Source organism: Stenotrophomonas sp. LMG 10879, assembly GCF_002750935.1.
Lineage (GTDB): Bacteria > Pseudomonadota > Gammaproteobacteria > Xanthomonadales > Xanthomonadaceae > Stenotrophomonas > Stenotrophomonas lactitubi_B.
This window is the reverse complement of record NZ_PEJT01000012.1, coordinates 56,519-74,858: the sequence shown is the minus strand read 5'-3', so window position 1 is coordinate 74,858 and position 18,340 is coordinate 56,519. Positions and strand designations below refer to the sequence as shown.

General features: G+C 67.0%; 19 protein-coding genes. 5 read left to right on the top strand and 14 right to left on the bottom strand.

Translation table 11 applies throughout. From position 1 onward, the window contains the following. Positions 1-19: 19 nt before the first annotated feature. A complete protein-coding gene (locus CR919_RS17350; protein WP_099821122.1) occupies positions 20-1,696 on the bottom strand; it encodes a ShlB/FhaC/HecB family hemolysin secretion/activation protein in 1,677 nt (558 codons plus the stop codon). A gap of 369 nt (positions 1,697-2,065) precedes the next feature. Between CR919_RS17350 and CR919_RS17345 the strand changes: the two genes are divergently transcribed. The 4 genes from CR919_RS17345 to katG all read left to right on the top strand — a co-directional run bounded on the left by CR919_RS17345 (position 2,066) and on the right by katG (position 8,391). Continuing rightward, the gene (locus CR919_RS17345) at positions 2,066-2,458 is read left to right on the top strand and encodes a barstar family protein (protein ID WP_099821072.1); all 393 of its coding nucleotides are present in this window, start codon (positions 2,066-2,068) and stop codon (positions 2,456-2,458) included. A gap of 209 nt (positions 2,459-2,667) precedes the next feature. Then, positions 2,668-5,259, top strand: a complete 2,592-nt coding sequence (gene mutS / locus CR919_RS17340) for a DNA mismatch repair protein MutS (protein ID WP_099821071.1) — start codon at positions 2,668-2,670, stop codon at positions 5,257-5,259. Between the two features lie 129 nt (positions 5,260-5,388). After that, on the top strand, positions 5,389-6,006 hold the full coding sequence (locus CR919_RS17335) for a DUF937 domain-containing protein (protein WP_099821070.1): 618 nt from the start codon (positions 5,389-5,391) through the stop codon (positions 6,004-6,006). Between the two features lie 144 nt (positions 6,007-6,150). Further along, positions 6,151-8,391 (top strand): catalase/peroxidase HPI, encoded by a 2,241-nt coding sequence (katG, locus tag CR919_RS17330; protein ID WP_099821069.1) that lies wholly within the window; start codon positions 6,151-6,153, stop codon positions 8,389-8,391. Positions 8,392-8,610: 219 nt separating this feature from the next. Here the strand turns inward: katG and CR919_RS17325 are convergent, their stop codons facing one another. The 3 genes from CR919_RS17325 to CR919_RS17315 form a co-directional block, all read right to left on the bottom strand. After that, on the bottom strand, positions 8,611-9,807 hold the full coding sequence (locus CR919_RS17325) for a cellulase family glycosylhydrolase (RefSeq protein WP_243380287.1): 1,197 nt from the start codon (positions 9,805-9,807) through the stop codon (positions 8,611-8,613). Between the two features lie 212 nt (positions 9,808-10,019). Beyond that, entirely contained in the window at positions 10,020-10,427 is a 408-nt protein-coding gene (locus tag CR919_RS17320) for an RNA-binding S4 domain-containing protein (protein WP_099821068.1), read from the bottom strand. Between the two features lie 9 nt (positions 10,428-10,436). After that, positions 10,437-10,676, bottom strand: a complete 240-nt coding sequence (locus CR919_RS17315) for a hypothetical protein (protein ID WP_099821067.1) — start codon at positions 10,674-10,676, stop codon at positions 10,437-10,439. A gap of 62 nt (positions 10,677-10,738) precedes the next feature. On the opposite strand from CR919_RS17315, the gene CR919_RS17310 reads away from it, so the two are divergent. Beyond that, a complete protein-coding gene (locus tag CR919_RS17310; RefSeq protein WP_099821066.1) occupies positions 10,739-12,196 on the top strand; it encodes an MATE family efflux transporter in 1,458 nt (485 codons plus the stop codon). 60 nt (positions 12,197-12,256) lie between these two features. Here the strand turns inward: CR919_RS17310 and CR919_RS17305 are convergent, their stop codons facing one another. From CR919_RS17305 to CR919_RS17260, 10 genes are all read right to left on the bottom strand, one after another. Then, on the bottom strand, positions 12,257-12,664 hold the full coding sequence (locus CR919_RS17305) for a DUF1801 domain-containing protein (protein WP_099821065.1): 408 nt from the start codon (positions 12,662-12,664) through the stop codon (positions 12,257-12,259). Positions 12,665-12,698: 34 nt separating this feature from the next. Then, on the bottom strand, positions 12,699-13,133 hold the full coding sequence (locus CR919_RS17300; protein WP_099821064.1) for a DUF1801 domain-containing protein: 435 nt from the start codon (positions 13,131-13,133) through the stop codon (positions 12,699-12,701). 76 nt (positions 13,134-13,209) lie between these two features. Further along, positions 13,210-13,584 (bottom strand): DUF6404 family protein, encoded by a 375-nt coding sequence (locus CR919_RS17295; protein ID WP_089239650.1) that lies wholly within the window; start codon positions 13,582-13,584, stop codon positions 13,210-13,212. Between the two features lie 81 nt (positions 13,585-13,665). Then, positions 13,666-14,067: a 50S ribosomal protein L19 gene (gene rplS, locus CR919_RS17290; RefSeq protein ID WP_099821063.1), complete on the bottom strand. Its 402-nt coding sequence runs from the start codon at positions 14,065-14,067 to the stop codon at positions 13,666-13,668. A 152-nt stretch (positions 14,068-14,219) separates the two neighbouring features. Beyond that, positions 14,220-14,978 carry a tRNA (guanosine(37)-N1)-methyltransferase TrmD gene (gene trmD, locus CR919_RS17285; protein ID WP_099821062.1) on the bottom strand — a complete coding sequence of 253 codons (759 nt, stop codon included), beginning with the start codon at positions 14,976-14,978 and terminating at the stop codon, positions 14,220-14,222. A gap of 8 nt (positions 14,979-14,986) precedes the next feature. Beyond that, entirely contained in the window at positions 14,987-15,499 is a 513-nt protein-coding gene (gene rimM / locus CR919_RS17280) for a ribosome maturation factor RimM (RefSeq protein ID WP_025873820.1), read from the bottom strand. Positions 15,500-15,544: 45 nt separating this feature from the next. Beyond that, positions 15,545-15,805 (bottom strand): 30S ribosomal protein S16, encoded by a 261-nt coding sequence (gene rpsP, locus CR919_RS17275; RefSeq protein WP_025873821.1) that lies wholly within the window; start codon positions 15,803-15,805, stop codon positions 15,545-15,547. 149 nt (positions 15,806-15,954) lie between these two features. Next, the gene (locus CR919_RS17270) at positions 15,955-16,737 is read right to left on the bottom strand and encodes an aminotransferase class IV family protein (RefSeq protein ID WP_099821061.1); all 783 of its coding nucleotides are present in this window, start codon (positions 16,735-16,737) and stop codon (positions 15,955-15,957) included. After that, positions 16,734-17,810 carry a nitronate monooxygenase gene (locus tag CR919_RS17265; RefSeq protein WP_099821060.1) on the bottom strand — a complete coding sequence of 359 codons (1,077 nt, stop codon included), beginning with the start codon at positions 17,808-17,810 and terminating at the stop codon, positions 16,734-16,736. The genes CR919_RS17270 and CR919_RS17265 overlap by 4 nt, the downstream gene beginning before the upstream one ends. A gap of 88 nt (positions 17,811-17,898) precedes the next feature. Beyond that, positions 17,899-18,333, bottom strand: coding sequence for a hypothetical protein (locus CR919_RS17260; protein ID WP_099821059.1), 435 nt, complete (start codon positions 18,331-18,333; stop codon positions 17,899-17,901). Between the last annotated feature and the right edge of the window lie 7 nt (positions 18,334-18,340).

Genomic DNA, 18,340 nt, shown 5'->3' with positions numbered 1-18,340 from the left:
CACGAATCCTTGTGCCAGATCAGTAACGCCACGCCAGGCTGAAACCGAAGGTGGTGTAGTCGGTAGGGAAGTTGGCCGGTTTGTGCAGTGCCGAGCCCACGAAGCCATCCCAGGAAAGCTGCTGCCAGCCGCCGCGCAGGCCCAACGCCATGCCGGCCAGATCGCGGCCGGATTGCCATTGCGCCGACGGCCCGCCGATGCGGCCGTAGTCGGCGGCGACGTAGAACTCCTGACCGCCGCCGATGCCCAGCGACAGATCGTTGCGCAGCGACCAGCCGCGCTCACCGCTGAGCGAGCTTTCGCCGTCGAAGCCGCGCACCGTGTAGCGGCCACCAATCGCAAAGCGATCCTGTGGCGACAACGGCGTGCGGTTCCACTGCGCGCGCCAGGCGGCGGTGTAGCGCAGTCGCTGCTTGCCCAGCTGGAACGGCACGGTGAACTGCGCGTCAGCGGTGATCACCTTCATCCGCGAGGTGCCTTCCAACGGCAGGGTCGGATCCCACGCCTGGGCCATCTCTTCCGGCGAACGCAGGGCATGGAAGGCACCTGTTCCGCGGCGGTAGGCCAGCGTGGTATCGAGCGTCGCCGCGCCGATGAACTGCTTGTGGCTCAGGCCAAGCTCCCAGCCCGACGTGCGGCGGCGCTGCACCTCGATCTCGGTATCGTCGATGTAGTTCTTCGACGTGCGCTGCCAACCGCGACCGAAGATGCCCAGCTTGGTTTTGGCGTTGCGCAGCAGCAGGCGATCCACCCGTGCCTCGGCATTGCCGCTGCGGCCGCTGTAGTCATAGCTTTCGTAGGCCCCGACCACCGTCTGGCGGTAGTCGTAGGCACTGGCCGTGGCGCCGAACAGCCAGTAGCCGTAGGGCACGTCGTAGTGCGCGGTCCAGCTGCTGGTGTCCTTGCCTTGGCCGTTGAACACGCCGCGCCCGGCACTGACGTAGAACAACTCGTTCAGGCCCAGCGGATTGTCCAACGACAGTGTGGCGTTGGCCTGCAGTTTGCCGGTGCCCTGGCTGCCGGCATCGTCCAGGGTCACGCTGGCGCGCACCGGCGAACGCTGCTTCCAGTCGATCTGCAGGTCGCTCTGCCCGGGTGCGGCACCTTCGCCATCGGCGGGTGCGATCTTGATGTCCGCGCTGACGGTGGGCACGCGCTGCAGGTTTTCCAGGCCCTGCTCGATGTCCCGCAGGTTGAGCAGGCCACCGCTGCGGATCGGCAGCGCATTGGCGAGGACCGGATGCCGCGCGTCCGCCTCGGAAAACACCGCCTCGCGGAATCGCCCCGGTACCACCGACAGCGTCAGCGTGCCGGTATTCAGATCCTGCGGGGCCGACAGCACGCGGGTGGTGACATAGCCGCGCGCGATGATCGCATTCTGCACACGCTTCATCACTACGTTGATGCCTTCAGTGCCCAGGCAGCGGCCACTGGCGGGATCTTCGCGCGGATCGGCTGCGGCCAATGCCCACTGGAAGCCCTTGGCACCCTCGCCCTCCAGCACGATGCGATCAATACGCACGCAGGGCTGCTCCTGCGTCGGCAGGCGCTCCCCCTGTTCACCCTGGCTGCTCTCCAGGCGTACATCGGGCCGGCTTTCCTGCTGCTCGCGCAGCGCGCGTTCGCGCTCCTGCTGGCGCAGCAGCTCCTGTGCGCCCGGGTCACCCACCTGCTGGGCAGCAGCACTGAAGGCCATGCCCAGAAGCAGCACCCCTCCACCAACGCGGCGCGCACCGCGCACAGACTTCTTCCTTGCTTGCACAATCAATTCCAGGTGTTGATGCCACGCGTCAGCGGTCCTGCTCCCGGAAGGGAGAAGGGCCAACCCGAAGGCTTGAATCGAGGTTCGCCGGGGATATGCAACGGCATGCCACCGCGCCCGACGCGAAGTGGCGCATAGGCTATCGGCTGCCCCGAGGATTTCTATAGGGAAATTTTCAAATGCCCAGAGCTACGGGAAAGCACACCGCAGACGGCAATCCAGAGTATGCGGGGGCACGCGCCACGCCGCAAAGCAACAGTGTTCAGCACAACGCCTTCCGCCGGCCCACGCTACAGTCGGCGCATGACCGTGTTCCTGCAGATCGAAGGCACCGCCATCGTTGACATCCCCAGCCTCTATGCGGAGATCAACCGGGTTTTCATGGCCGGCGAAGACTGGCAGCTCGGGCCCAGCCTCGATGCGCTGGACGATCTTCTGTACGGCGGCCATGGTGTGCTGGCCGGGCACGAAACCGCCACGGTGGTCTGGCGCGACATCGAGCGCAGCCGCGAGGCACTGGGACTGGAGACCACACGTGCGTGGCTGGAGCACAAGCTGCGGCAACCGGGTACGTTCAATGCCGAAACCATCGGCCAGCAGCTGGACGCCCTGCAGCGCGGCGAGGGGCAGACCTACTTCGACATCGTGATGCAGATCTTCGCCGGCCACCGGAACGTTGCACTGCTGCCGGCCTGAGGGTGGCGTCGACAGCGGTGCGCGCAACCGGTCCTGTGCGCGCCCCCGTGCAGTCCGGCCGTGCGTGCCAGGGCACCCGTTCCGATGGACCAGGTCCCCCCTGGCAATCGAGGCACCCCGGGCCCCTACCCGTTACCATGGACGACCCTGTACCCGCTCCGCCCCCGCTGCCTTCCGGCGCGAGCGGACGCCCCTGATCCACGAGTCCCATGTCCAAAGACAAGTCCGCCGAACACACCCCGCTGATGAAGCAGTTCTTCGCAGCCAAGTCCGACTATCCGGACCTGCTGCTGTTCTTCCGCATGGGCGACTTCTACGAGCTGTTCTACGACGACGCGCGCAAGGCCGCGCGCCTGCTCGACATCACCCTGACCCAGCGCGGCAGCTCCGGTGGCGCACCGATTCCGATGGCCGGCGTGCCGGTGCATGCCTACGAGGGCTACCTGGCACGACTGGTGGCGCTGGGCGAATCGGTGGCGATCTGCGAACAGATCGGCGACCCGGCGCTGGCCAAGGGTCTGGTCGAACGCAAGGTGGTACGCATCGTCACCCCGGGCACGGTCACCGACGAAGCGTTGCTGGACGAGCGCCGCGACACCCTGCTGATGGCGCTGTCACGCAACAAGAGCGGCTATGGGCTGGCCTGGGCCGACCTGGCCGGCGGCCGCTTCCTGGTCAACGAAGTCGACACCGACGATGCACTGGAAGCCGAGCTGGCCCGTCTGGAACCGGCCGAACTGCTGGTGCCGGATGAAGAGAACTGGCCGGACTTCCTGCGCCAGCGCAGCGGCGTACGTCGCCGCGCACCGTGGCTGTTCGACGCCGACAGCGGTCGCCGTCAGCTGCTGAACTTCTTCAAGCTGCACGACCTCAGTGGCTTCGGCATCGACGACAAGCCGCGTGCTACTGCCGCTGCCGGCGCCCTGCTCGGTTATGTCGAGGAAACCCAGAAGCAGCGCCTGCCGCACCTGACCTCCATCTCGATGGAAACCGCCAGCGAAGCGATCGCGATGAACGCGGCCACGCGTCGCCATCTGGAGCTGGACACCCGCGTCGACGGCGATACCCGCAACACCCTGCTCGGCGTGCTCGACAGCACGGTGACGCCGATGGGTGGCCGCCTGCTGCGCCGCTGGCTGCATCGGCCGTTGCGCCTGCGCGAGGTGCTGGTGCAGCGCCACCACGCGGTGGAAACACTGATCGACCGCGGCGCGGACGCAGATATCCGCGAGCAGTTCCGCCGCCTCGGCGACCTGGAACGCATCCTGACCCGCGTCGCCCTGCGCTCGGCGCGGCCGCGTGACTTCTCCACCCTGCGTGATGGCCTGGGCCTGCTGCCGGCCGTACGCGAGGTGCTGGCACCGCTGGATTCACCGCGCCTGCAGACCCTGCACGCGGCACTCGGCGAGCACGACGAGTGCGCGCACCTGCTGGCCAGCGCGATTGCCGAGATGCCGCCGCTCAAGCTCAGCGATGGTGGCGTGCTGGCCGATGGCTTCGACGCCGAACTGGATGAACTGCGCCGCCTGTCGACCCACGCCGACCAGTTCCTGGTCGACCTGGAACAGCGCGAGCGCGAGAGCAGCGGCATCGCCACCCTGAAGGTCGGCTACAACCGTGTGCACGGCTACTACATCGAAATCAGCAAGGGCCAGTCCGAGCGCGCGCCGGTGCATTACACCCGCCGGCAGACGCTGACCAATGCCGAGCGCTACATCACCGAAGAGCTGAAGGCGTTCGAGGACAAGGTGCTGTCCGCCCGCGACCGCTCGCTGTCGCGCGAGAAGTACCTGTACGAGCAGCTGCTGGACACGCTGGGCACCCAGCTGGAGCCGCTCAAGCAGTGCGCCGCCGCACTCAGCGAACTGGATGTGCTGGCCGCCTTCGCCGAGCGCGCACAGGCGCTGGACTGGGCGCGCCCGGAACTGCAGGCCGAGCCGTGCCTGAACATCGAACGCGGCCGCCATCCGGTGGTGGAAGCCGTGCGCGACCAGCCGTTCGAGCCCAATGACCTGGACCTGCACCCGGACCGTCGCATGCTGGTCATCACCGGCCCGAACATGGGCGGTAAATCGACCTACATGCGGCAGAACGCGCTGATCGTGCTGCTGGCCCACATCGGCAGCTTCGTGCCGGCCAGCCGCGCGTTGATCGGCCCGATCGACCGCATCCTGACCCGCATCGGCGCCGGCGATGATCTTGCCCGTGGGCAGTCGACCTTCATGGTCGAGATGGCTGAAACCAGCTACATCCTGCATCACGCCACCGCGCATTCGCTGGTGCTGATGGACGAGATCGGCCGCGGCACCTCGACCTACGACGGCCTGGCCCTGGCCGACGCGGTGGCGCGCCACCTCGCCTACGAGAACCGCTGCTACACGCTGTTTGCCACCCATTACTTCGAACTGACCGCGCTGGCCGACGAGCAGCACGAGGGCGGCCGCAGCGGCATCGCCAACGTGCATCTGGATGCCGTCGAGCACGGCGAAGCGCTGGTGTTCATGCATGCAGTGAAGGACGGCCCGGCCAACCGCAGCTTCGGCCTGCAGGTGGCTGCCCTTGCCGGCCTGCCGCGTGCCACCGTGGCACAGGCGCGTCGACGCCTCGCAGAGCTGGAGCAGCGCGGCGGCGAAAGCCATGCCGCCGGACTCGCCCCGCAGGCGCTGGATGCACCGCAGCAGTTCGGGCTGTTTGCCGCCCCGCCGAACAAGGCGCAGGAGGCGCTGGCCGCGATCGACCCGGACGAGCTGACCCCAAAGCAGGCGCTGGAAGCGCTGTACCGGTTGAAGGCCCTGCTGTAATCCCGGCCGCCGGGCATGGCCCGGCGCTACCGTCGTAGAGCCGAGCCCACGCTCGGCTGCCCTTCGCACTTCCGTCGTGTACACGGCGTTATGCTCGGGCGGTTCGTCCTTCACAGACCGGAGACCGCCATGAACACCGAATCCCTCGCTGCATCCCTCTTCCAGCAGCTGCAGCAGGGCCAAGGCCTGCAGCAGGTGTCACAGCAGCTCGGCCTGGACAGCAGCCAGGCCACCCAGGCCGTCGGCAGCGCCCTGCCCCTGCTGCTCGGCGCGATGGGCCAGAACGCCAGTGAGCCGCAGGGTGCGCAGTCCCTGCTCAATGCCCTGCAGCGCGACCACCTCGGTTCGGCCGGCGGCGGTGGTGGCGGTTTCGATCTCGGCGGCATCCTCGGCGCGGTGATGGGCGGTGGCGGTGGCAATGCCACCAACGGTGCCGGCATCCTCGGCCACGTCTTCGGTGGGCAGACCTCGCAGGCGGCCGAAGCGCTGGGCCAGAAGACCGGCCTGGACAGCGGCAAGTCCAGCCAGCTGCTGGCGATCCTCGCCCCCATCGTCATGTCGTTCCTGGCCCAGCGGTTTGCCCAGAGCGGCAACGCCGGCCAGCTCAGCCAGGCCCTGGGCCAGGAAGCACAGCAATCCGGCGGCGGCATCGGCAGCCTGCTCGGCGGTGCGCTCGACCAGGACGGTGATGGCCAGTTCGGCGCCAGCGATCTGCTCAAGCTCGGCGCGGGCCTGCTCAAGCGCTGATCGCGCACAACGATCCAAGCGCTGCCGACCATAGGCAGTCACTATCGCATCGGTTGAATCAATCGAATTTACCCATCATTAGGCGATGCCTATGGTGGGTAAGCGATCTGATTCCCTCATTCGCCAGTCCACAGGTAGAGACCCATGAAAAGCGAAGCGAAGTGCCCGTTCAACCATGCCGTCGTCGGTGATGCGACGACCAACCGCGACTGGTGGCCGAACCAGCTGCGCGTGGACCTGCTCAACCAGCACTCCACGCGCTCCAACCCGCTTGATGCGGGCTTCGATTACGCCACGGCCTTCAACGGGCTGGACTACAGCGCGCTGAAGGCCGACCTGAAGGCGTTGATGACCGACTCGCAGGACTGGTGGCCGGCCGACTTCGGCCACTACGGCGGCCTGTTCATCCGCATGGCCTGGCACAGCGCCGGTACCTACCGCATCGACGATGGCCGTGGCGGCGGTGGTCGCGGCCAGCAGCGCTTCGCGCCGCTCAACAGCTGGCCGGACAACGTCAGCCTGGACAAGGCGCGACGCCTGCTGTGGCCGATCAAGCAGAAGTACGGCCAGGCCATTTCGTGGGCCGACCTGCTGATCCTGACCGGCAACGTCGCACTGGAATCGATGGGCTTCAAGACGCTCGGCTTTGCCGGCGGCCGTCCCGATACCTGGGAGCCGGACCAGGACGTGTACTGGGGCCGCGAGACCACCTGGCTCGGCGGCGACGTGCGTTATGCACATGGCTCCGAAGGCGTGCAGGAGGATCACGGCGTATTGGTGTCCGATGACGATGCCGATGGCGACGTGCATTCGCGCAAACTGGAAAACCCGCTGGCCGCGGTACAGATGGGCCTGATCTACGTGAATCCGGAAGGCCCGGACGGCAATCCCGATCCGGTGCTGGCCGCGCATGACATCCGTGACACCTTCGGCCGCATGGCGATGGACGATGAGGAAACCGTCGCCCTGATCGCCGGTGGCCACAGCTTCGGCAAGACCCACGGTGCCGGCCCGGCCGACAACGTCGGCAAGGAACCGGAAGCGGCGGGCCTGGAAAGCCAGGGCCTCGGCTGGGCCAACAGCTTCGGCAGTGGCAAGGGGGGCGACACCATCACCAGCGGCCTGGAAGTCACCTGGACCCGTACGCCCGCACAGTGGAGCCATGACTTCTTCGAGATCCTGTTCGGCCACGAGTGGGAGCTGAGCAAGAGCCCGGCTGGCGCTCACCAGTGGGTCGCCAAGAACGCGGATGCGGTGATCCCCGATGCGCACGATCCGTCGAAGAAGCACCGCCCGACCATGCTGACCACCGACCTGTCGCTGCGCATGGACCCGGCCTACGAAAAGATCTCGCGGAAATTCCTTGCGGATCCGCAGGCCTTCGCCGATGCGTTCGCCCGCGCCTGGTTCAAGCTGACCCATCGCGACATGGGCCCGCGTGCGCGCTACCTCGGCCCGGAAATCCCAACTGAGGAATTCATCTGGCAGGACCCGGTGCCGGAAGCCAAGCACCCGTTGATCGACGCCAAGGACATCGCCGCGCTGAAGCAGAAGATCGCGGCAACTGGGCTGAGCGTGGCGGAGCTGGTGTCGACGGCGTGGGCTTCGGCGTCGACCTTCCGCGGCTCGGACAAGCGCGGTGGTGCCAACGGTGCGCGCGTGCGCCTTGCGCCGCAGAAGGATTGGGCGGTGAACCAGCCGCAGCAGCTGGCCAAGGTGTTGGCCGCGCTGGAAAAGGTCCAGACCGAGTTCAACGGCGCAGGCAGCAAGCAGGTGTCGCTGGCCGACCTGATCGTGCTGGCCGGTGGCGTCGGCATCGAGCAGGCGGCAAAGGCCGGCGGCCACGACCTGAGCGTGCCGTTCACCCCGGGCCGCACCGATGCCAGCCAGGAGCAGACCGACGTCGAATCGTTCGCGGTGCTGGAACCGGCTGCAGATGGTTTCCGCAACTACCTCAAGGGCGCTTACAGCGTGCCGGGCGAGGCGCTGCTGATCGACAAGGCGCAGCTGCTGACCCTCACCGCACCGGAAATGACCGCGCTGGTCGGTGGCCTGCGCGTGCTTGGCGCCAACATCGATGGCGGCAAGCACGGCGTGTTCACCAACCGACCCGGCACGTTGAGCAACGACTTCTTCGTCAACCTGCTGGACATGGGCACGACCTGGAAGGCGACCGGTCGCGAAAGCTATGAAGGCCGCGGCCGCAGCGATGGCGCTGCACGCTGGACGGGCACCCGTGCGGACCTGGTGTTCGGCTCCAACGCCGTGCTGCGCGCATTGGCCGAGGTGTATGCCAGTGCCGATGGCGAGAAGAAGTTCGTGCAGGATTTCATCGCCGCCTGGACGCGGGTGATGGAACTGGACCGCTACGACCTGCACGGTTGACGTGACCGGGTAGATGCCAACCTTGGTTGGCACATGGCAAAGCGCCCACCAAGGTGGGCGACTACCAAAGCATTCGCACCATGAACTGGTAGATGCCAACCTTGGTTGGCACGCGACACAACGCCCACCAAGGTGGGCGGCTACCAGAGCGTTCGCACCATGAACTGGTAGATGCCAACCTTGGTTGGCACACGGCACAACGCCCACCAAGGTGGGCGGCTACCGAGGCGCTCCGGCCTTCAACCGCTGCAGGATCGGGGCGAACAGCGGCGCCTGCATCGAACGCGGCGGCTGCACGGCTTCACCCTTCTCGACCGCCTGCCAGTACGACCACGGCAACGCCTTGTCGCCCAGCTCGTAATCCATGCCGTCCCAGCCGTCTTCGCGGAACGCGTAGAACGCCCAGTGCACCTTCTGCTGCTCGGCCACATCCAACACGTCGCGCAGGTAGCGGCCGCAGTCCGGCCAGCGACGCATGCAGCCGAACTCACCGATCACCATCCGGTTGGCACCAATGCCGTGTGTCTTCGCCCAGTCCATCGGCTGCTGCAGGTAGCTGCGCACGCGCGCGGCATCCCAGCGCTCGCTGCGGTCGCCGAACGGCACTTCGGCGGGATAGCGGTACGGTGTGCTGCGCTTCTGGTTCGGCGCACTGGTGGCCGCGTACGGCTCGTACATGTGCACGCTGTACAGCAGCTTCGCGTCGTCCAGCGGCGCCGGCCAGTAGTCGAACGCATCGGCCGCGGCATACCAGCCGGCATCAAGCATCAATGGCATGTCTGCATCGACCGCGCGCACACTGGCCACCAGTTCCGTGTACAGCTGGCGCAGATCGCGCGGCCCACCTTGCACGCCCGCATACCACTTCAGCATGTCCTCGCGGGAGGCGTGTTCGGCCAGCGTGGTGCCGTATTCCGGTGCCGGCTCGTTGATCAGGTTGTAGCCGGCCAACGCCGGGTGCCCTTTCAGCGCGGCGGCCAGATCACGCCAGAAGCGCTGCGCAGGTGCGTGGTTGTCGAAGGACTGCCACAGGCGCTGGTCGACCACGTCGCCGTTCTTCTGTTTCCAGCGCAGCAGCGGCAGTGAGAGCGGCACCAGCACGACCTTCAGGCCCACGGCATTGGCGTCATCCAGCGCGCGACGCAACGTGGTCACGTCAGCCTGGACCAGGCCCTGGTAGTGGTCGGCATCGCCCATCAGGAAATCGCGGCCGCCGGCACTGCGCCACTTGTCCGGGGTCAGTCGTACCCAGGTGGCGCCGGTGTCACGCAGGGCCTGGAAGTACGCGCGGTCGGGCGGCGCTTCGTTGAAGCTGTTGCCACCGCGCTGCGGGGTATCCCAGAAGGTGATGTCGGCGGCGAACACCGGGACGGCGGCGGACAGGGCCAGGCACAGCAGGCTGCGGCGCAGGAACATGGTGGGCTTCCATGAAGAGGACCGTCCAACGTGCGGGGCGCAAGCCGAACGGTGGCTGAGCGCGGGCGGCAAGCGCCCACCAAGGTGGGCGACTACCAGAGCGGGCCGGACCCACGACACGGTAGATGCCGACCTTGGTCGGCACAGGGCACAGCGCCCACCAAGGTGGGCGGCTACCAGAGCGCGGGCCGGCTCAGTCAGGCGAATTGCCGTCAAAGCGCGTCGAGATCACCCAGGGCGCGGATCAACCGTCGCGCGCGCTTGTCCGGCTTGTGCTCCGGCGCCTGGTAGCCATCACGCGCGGCAATGCGCAGCGCACGCAGTTCGGCGCGGCGTGCCCTAGAGGCTTCGCTCTCGGCATACAGCTGCTGCGCCACCGGCGCCGGACCACGCTGGTCACTCAGGCCCAGTACCTGGATCTCGAAGTGTTCTTCACCGCGATCGACCAGCAGCTGCTCCCCCACACGCACCGCGCGCGAGGATTTCGGGCGCTGCCCAGCCACGGATACCTTGCCGGTCTCGATCGCCTGTTTTGCCAGGCTGCGGGTCTTGAAGAAGCGGGCCGCCCACAGCCAGATGTCCAGACGGACGCTGGGCGCCAACGGGGAAAGCTCGGACATCGGTGGGGACTACTCCGTTCGCTTGTTCAGGGGGCGCGGATTGTCGGGGTCGGTACGGCAACCCGTACCCCCGATCAATGCCGGCGTTCCGGCAGCCAGATCCTGGCGCTGGCTGCCGACCAGGCACTCGGGGCGGTCGGTCGGCCGCACCTGGGTATCGCCCAGCCGGTCACCTGACGAACATGCGGCCAGTGCCGCTGCGATCAAGGCCACCACGATGATCCGCGTCATCTGCTGTCGTTGATGCATTGCCACATCCTGCAAACCGGCTTGATGCTAGTGTGCGCCTCCCGGGAATCGATCACCACTCCATGGCCAAAGCGCCGCTTGACCTGACCTCCGGCCCGATCGGCCGCAACCTGCTGCTGTTCGCGCTGCCGATCCTGGCCGGCAACATCGCGCAGTCGCTGAACGGCTCGGTGAATGCGGTGTGGGTGGGACGCTTCCTCGGCGAAGCGGCACTGACCGCCACCGCGAACGCCAACAACATCATGTTCTTCCTGATCGGTTCGGTGTTCGGCTTCGGCATGGCCTCGACCATCCTGATCGGCCAGGCCATCGGTGCACGCGACATTGCCCAGGCACGGCGCGTGGTCGGCACCAGCGCCACGTTCTTCATCGGCCTGTCGGTGATCATCGCCATCGCCGGCTGGTTCCTGGCCCACCCGCTGCTGGCGGCGATGGGCACGCCTGCCGCCTCGCTGCCTTTGGCCGAGGCCTACCTGCGCATCATCTTCCTGGCGATGCCGACGCTGTACGCCTTCGCCTTCCTCAGTGCGGCACTGCGCGGTGCCGGCGACTCGCGCACGCCGTTCCGTTTCCTGCTGGTCTCGGTGGTGCTGGACATCGCCCTGAACCCGGTGCTGATCTTCGGCATGGGGCCGTTCCCGGAACTGGGCATCGCCGGCTCGGCCTGGGCCACGCTGGTGTCGCAGACGCTGTCGCTGACCGGCCTGCTGCTGTACATGCGACACAAGCGGCACACGCTGTGGCTGGGCCGCGCCGACATGCACCTGTTCAAGCTGGACATGACCATCCTGCGCGCGCTGGTGGTCAAGGGCGTGCCGATGGGCCTGCAGATGGTGCTGATCTCGCTGTCTGTGATCATGCTGATGACGATGGTCAACCAGTACGGCACCGACACCGGCGCAGCCTACGGTGCGTCGTTGCAGCTGTGGAACTACGTGCAGATGCCGGCGATGGCGATCGGCGCGGCGTGTTCGTCGATGGCCGCGCAGAATGTCGGTGCGCAGCGCTGGGACCGCGTTCGCGGCACCGCTCGTCAGGGCATCCTGTTCAACTTCCTGCTGACCGGCGCGTTGATCCTGCCGCTGGTACTGCTGGACCAGTATTCGCTGGCCTTGTTCCTGCCGCAGGGCAGCGAGTCGCTGCAGATCGCGCGGCACCTGAACCACATCGTGATCGGTTCGTTCCTGTTCTTCGGCGTCAGCTTCGTGATCTCTGGCGTGGTGCGCTCCACCGGCGCGGTGCTGCCGCCGCTGCTGATCCTGGCGGCGTCGCTGTGGGGGGTGCGCGTGCCGTTCGCCGAATTCCTGCAGCCGTACTGGGGCGCGGACGCGATCTGGTGGAGCTTCCCGGCCGGTTCATTGGTGTCGATGCTGCTGTCGCTCGCGTATTACCGCTGGGGTGGCTGGCGCAAGGCGAGAATGATCAGCAAGCCGGTGCACGCGGAGGAACTGGCCACGCCGTCGGAGATTCCGGCCTGCCCGCCGTCGCCGGTGGCCGACCCGGATGCTGTGACCCGTTAGCGCCGGGCCACGCCCGGAGAGCGCAGCGGTTGCCAGAAATCCGCCGGGCATGGCCCGGCACTACCGCTTTTTCTTCGTGGCGTTGTGCTTTGCGGCCGCACGCATCAGGGCTTTGAACGCCGCGGCATTCGGCATTTCGCCTTCATGGATGTCGATCGCGCGGCGCGTGCCGCCTTCCAGGCTGGCATTGAACAGGCCCTTCGGATCCGGCAACGCGGCGCCGTGGGCGAAGGTCAGCTTCACCGCCTGCGTGTAGGTTTCGCCGGTGCACAGGATGCCGTTGTGTTCCCACACCGGAGTGCCGCGCCACTTCCAGGTTTCCTCCACGTCCGGCAGCGCCTCGTGGATCAGCGCGCGCACGCGGGCGAGGATGTCGCCGCGCCAATCACCGAGCTCGGCAATGCGAGCATCGATCAGCGCGGCGGCGGGGAGAGCAGCATCTGCGGGATCGGTCTTCTGCGTGGCCATCGTGTGGTCTCGTACGGGGAAAGATCCTTGAGAACTACATGCGTTCGCCGGGCAGCTCGCTGGCCTGCCGCACCCAGTGGAGGAACCGCGCCTCGTCCAGCACCCCATCCTCAAGGATGTGCAGATAGCGGGTGTCGGCGCTCCTGGACGGTTCCGGCGGAACGGGCTGCAACCGCGCACCGCGGAAGAAGGCGACCTTGATGTAGCGGGCGAAGCAATGAAAGCTGAGGAACCAGCCCTCGCCGGCAGCGACGCCGTACATCGGCGAGTTCCATTTCACTGCCTTGTGCACGCCGGGCACGGCCTGCTCGATCAGTGCATCCAGACGTGCACCGACGGCCTGTTTCCAGTCCGGCATGGCGGCGATGTAGGCCTGCACGGGCGCATCGCCCTCACCCTTGGCGATCTGCGGATTACCGCCGGACAGCAGCGTGGGCGAAGCACTGTTGGCTGGTCGCTTGGCGGGCATCGCAGGGGCCACGGGGGTCGAAGGCCCGAGCGTACGCCGCCGCCCGGCAGCGGTCACGGCGCACTGCGCCATGACCTCAGAGACTGCGGCGGAACTGCTGCCAGGTGGGCAGCTTGCGGGCGCCCCGCAGGAACCACATCAGGGTGGCCATCACCAGACCGAACATCGCGCCGGCTGCAACCCCGGCAAGCAGAAGCAGCTCCAGCGCCGGGGCCCTGCCCTGCCACAGCAGCAGCCACATCAGCACCGTCCAGAACACGCCGAACAGCAGGCCCTGCAGCAGCGTATTGGTCAGGAACCCAGCCAGTATCGGTGGTGGCAGCGCGATACCCAGCCGCCACAGCATGCGGTGCAGCAGAGGGGCCGCTTCCCGCCGCGGAACGCCGGAACCGTCCAGGAAGCGCAATGCCACCTGGATGTCGGCCGGGTATCGATGGTCGGTCTCATCCATCCCTTGAAACTAACGAGGCGACACCACAAACGCAAACGGCCGCCCGAAGGCGGCCGTCGCGGCAACAACCGAAGTTGTTTATCAGCCCTTGGTTGCCAGACGGGCAACCTTGGCGGCAGCAGCAGCAGCCAGATCTTCCTTGATGCGGGCAGCCTTGCCTTCCAGGCCACGCAGGTAGTACAGCTTGCCGGCGCGGACCTTACCACGACGCTTCACTTCGACCGAGTCGATGATGGCGCTGTGGGTCTGGAACACGCGCTCGACGCCGTAGCCGTGCGAGATCTTGCGCACGGTGAACGAGGAGTTCAGGCCGCCGTTCTTGGTCGCGATGACAACGCCTTCATAGGCCTGCACGCGCTCGCGGGCACCTTCCTTCACCTTCACGTTGACGACAACGGTGTCGCCCTGGCTGAACTGCGGCAGTTCACGGGTGATCTGGGCGGATTCGAATTCCGCGACGATGGACTTGTTCAGCTTGCTCATGGGTTACACCGATTCATTGTTCGGGTGGGCGTGTCATTCGACAGCGTGGGCTCATGCAGTCACCGGACTGTGCTGCACGTTTGTTTTGGGTATTGCACGCCAGCCTGGGCCGGCGGTAATTGGCCATGATAGCCGATAAAGCGGGGCTGGCGCTAGGGCCTGCCCTTTTCTGCCGGGGCCTGGCGGGCCAGGGCCAGCAACTTGCGGTCGGCCTTGCCCAGCGCCTGTTCATCCAGCAGGTCCGGGCGCCGCTGCGCGGTACGGATCAACGACTGCTGCCGGCGCCAGGCGGCGATGGCGGCATGGTTGCCCGAGCGCAGCACGTCCGGCACGTCACCCAGCGGATGCTGGGCCGGCTGGCTGTAATGTGGGCAGTCGAGCAGGCCGAGGTCGCCCTCGAAACTGTCCTGCGCGGCCGATTCGGCGTCATTCAAGGCGCCTTCCTGCAGCCGGGCCACCGCGTCGATGATGACCGCAGCCCCCAGCTCGCCACCGGACAGCACATAGTCGCCGAGGGAGATCTCCTCATCGACATTGGCGGCCAGGAAACGCTCGTCGATGCCTTCATAGCGGCCGCAGAGCAGGACCATGCGCGGCAATGCCGCCAGTTCCCGCACCTTGGCCTGGGTCAGTGGCGCACCCTGCGGGCTGAGATGGATCACCCGCGCAGGCGTCGGATCAGCGTCGCGGATCGCCTGCAGGCAGGCCTGCAGCGGTTCGATCAGCATCACCATGCCCGGGCCACCGCCGAACGGACGATCGTCCACCCGGCGGTAATTGCCCTCGGCGTAGTCACGGGGATTCCAGCCATGCAGGCTGAACAACCCCTTTTCCTGCGCACGGCCGACCACGCCCAGCCCAGCGGACTGGGCGAGGAAATCGGGGAACAGGGTGATGACGTCGAAACGCATGCTTACACTCAGAACTCGGGGTCCCAGTCGACCACGACCAGATTGGCCTCGAAGTCGACGGATTTGACGAACTCCGGCACGACGAACGGAATCATCCGCTCGCGATCGCCGCGTACGACCACCACATCGTTGGCGCCGGTACTGAACAGGTGCGAGACCTGGCCGAGGGCAACGCCTTCGACGGTCTTCACATCCAGGCCTTCCAGATCGACCCAGTAATACTCGTCGGCATTCGGCGGCGGCAGCGCACTGCGGGCCACGAAGACCTCGGTGCCATGCATCGCCTCGACCGTGTCGCGATCCTCGATGCCCGGGAAACGGGCCACCAGGTGCTTGCCGGTATCCCGGCCACGGGCGCCTTCAAGCGTCGATTCCTGCCCGTTGGGGCTGCGCAGGATCCACGGTTGGTAACGGAAAATAGCGGAACGCGGCTCGGTCCAGGACTCGAGCTTTATTTCGCCGCGCACACCAAAAGCGCCGACAATCCTGCCAAGCAGGATGCGGCGCTCGTTATCTTTCATCTGCGTTCAATCAGATGGGCCGCACCAGGGCGCGGCCCGTCAGGATCAGGCCGCAGCGGCCTGGGACTTGCTCGCTTCCTTGATCAGGTTGCGAACTTTCTCGGTCGGCTGGGCGCCGTTCTTGACCCAATGGTCAACGCGGGCCAGGTCCAGCTCGATGCGCTTCTCGCCACCCTGTGCAACCGGGTTGTAGAAGCCGACGCGCTCGATGTTGCGGCCGTCGCGGGCGCTGCGGACGTCGGTGACGATGATGTGGTAGAACGGACGCTTCTTGGCGCCGCCGCGGGTCAGTCGAATCTTGACCATGGTGGTTTTTTCCTATTGCCCAGTCGCCAGGATGGCGCGGTAAGCGGGCGATTATAGCGGCAGAGTCCGGCCGAGCCAACCCCGGGCGTCCACCCCGGGGTCAGATCCCTTTTACCGAGCAAAAGGGATCTGACCCCAGCGACTCCCGTTCAGGAAAGCGGCTGCCAGGGCACCCACGCCAGCACCGCCCTGCCCTGTTCGGCCAGGGCCTGCGAACGTGGCAGCGCTTGACCATCGATGGCATCCAGCGCCCACAGCCCGCTGGCATTGCAGGCGAAGGCAGCCTGCATGCCGGCCAGCGCATCCAGCCGCAGCGGGCGGATCTGCTGTGGACCCGCCCAACCCGCCTGCAGCAGCGCTTCAGCGGTTCCCCGCAGCGCAGGCGCCTGCGGCCAGACCAGCTGTTCGCCGTCATGCACGGCCAGGTTCCAGGTCGTGCCCTCACTGATCTGCCCATCGGCAGCCACCAGCAGCGCATCGTCGAAACCCGCTGCCAGCGCGGCGCGGCGCTGGGCGAACAGGCCGAACGTACCAACGTGCTTGATCTGCGGCAGCTCGCGCTGCCAGGTCACGCTGCGTACGCGCTTGGGTGCGGTCAGCGTGACCGGCGCGGACACGGCAACCAGTACATCCACCGGCACGCTGGCCAACGGATCGCGGAAATCGAAACAGCGCGAGAACACGGTGACCCGCATCGATGCATCGATCTGACCGGCCTGCTGCAGCGCCTGCGCCATCCACGCCTGCACCTGCGCGATATCGAGCGCGCTGCCGAACAGCTCCTGCGTTGCCTGGGCCAGCCGCTGCAGATGCAGGTCGAGCCCCTGCACCGCGCGGCCGCGCACCTGCAGCGAGGTGAAGTGGCCATAGTTGGTCAGCGCCGGCAGCAGGTCTTCAGCCCGCGCCGTGGCGCCGTTGCAGGTCACCGTCATCGCAGCAATGCCTGCGCCTGTTGCCATATGCCACGCAGCACGTCGGCGGCCGGCGCTGCCGGTGCCATCCACGCCGACTGCCCGGCCCAGGCCTGCATCGCGGCAAGCCGGTTTTCCTGCGTGGCCTGCTTGCGCATCGGTCCGGTCAGGCCGCGCTGCACCGGATACGGGCGCGGCGTGGGTGCGCCCTCGGCGGCAGCGGCGCGCACGTAGGCGGTCGCCAGGCCACGGCCCAGGCGCCCGCTGAACGCGCGGGTCGGCCAGGTGTCTTCGGGTTCGCTGCGGGCCAACGCATCGGCCCATGCCGGTGCCACCGCTGCTTCGGGTGTGCGCAGGAAGGCCGTGCCGATCTGCACCGCGCTGGCCCCGAGCATCAAGGCAGCAGCAATGCCGCGACCGTCGCCGATGCCGCCCGCAGCGATCACCGGAATCTTCAGGTTGTCCGCCAGCCGCGGCAGCAGTGCGAACAGGCCGACCAGCTGCTGTTCTGCACGTATCGGATCGAAGGCGCCGCGATGGCCACCGGCTTCGGCGCCTTGGGCGACCACCGCGTCAGCCCCCGCATCCTGCGCAGCGCGCGCTTCGGCCAGCGTCGTGGCGCAGGCGATCCAGGCGATGCCCGCATCCTTCAACTGCTGCACATGATGCGGCGACAGCACGCCCATGATGGTCGAGGCCACCGCCGGCCGTGCCGCCAGCAGTGCACTGAACTGTTCCTCGAAATCGGCAGGCGTGGCATCTGCGGCGCTGGCCGCAACCTCCGGCCCCCACTGGCCCAGGAAAGCACGCGTGGCGGCCTCGGCGGCAACGTCGCGCACCGGCGCGGGATCGGGCAGCCACAGGTTCACCTGTGCCGGTCCGCTGGACGCGGCCCGGAAGTCCTGCATCCATCGGCCGATATCCGCCGCGGGCGACAACACGGCCCCCATCGCGCCCATGCTGCCGGCGTTGGCCAGCGTGGCCGAAAGCGGAACCGGACAGGCGCCGGCCATCGGTGCCAGCAGGATCGGCAGCTGCAATGAAAAACGCCGACAGAAATCGTCGGCGCGTTCGAGAATCGGCGAAAGGCTCACGCGACGCACCTGTGGGAGGAGTCGCTGCCAGCATACGCCAGACACTGTGGACGGGAGCGTCGCACCGGGCGATCCGCTCCCGCGTTGCTCAGCGCGCAGACACCGCGTAGGTGCGGACCAGCTGGCTGTCCATTTCTTCGTTGAACTTGAACGTCACATAGCGCGCGTCATCCGCGGCGAACTCTTCCTCGGCGCTGGCGCGGCCGATCTCGGTGCCCTCGGCATCCAGTGCACGCGCCACCAGCTTGCCCTTGAAGGCCTTGTCGGCCACCACGTAGACCGCTGCGTCCTTGGAGCCCATGCCGCGGCTCTTGCCCAGGGTGACGGTGAGCCCGCGCGCAGCCAGGCCCGGATCGGCCTGCAGCGTCACGTTCATCTTCTTGTCCACGCCCTCTCCCAGCCCAGCGACGAAATCGGCAGCGGTGCCGCTGATGGCACTGCCGGCCTTCTGCGACACGGAGGTGTCGTCCTTGCAGGCAACCAGGCCCAGGGCCAGCGCCATCACCACGATCGACTTGTTCATGCACATT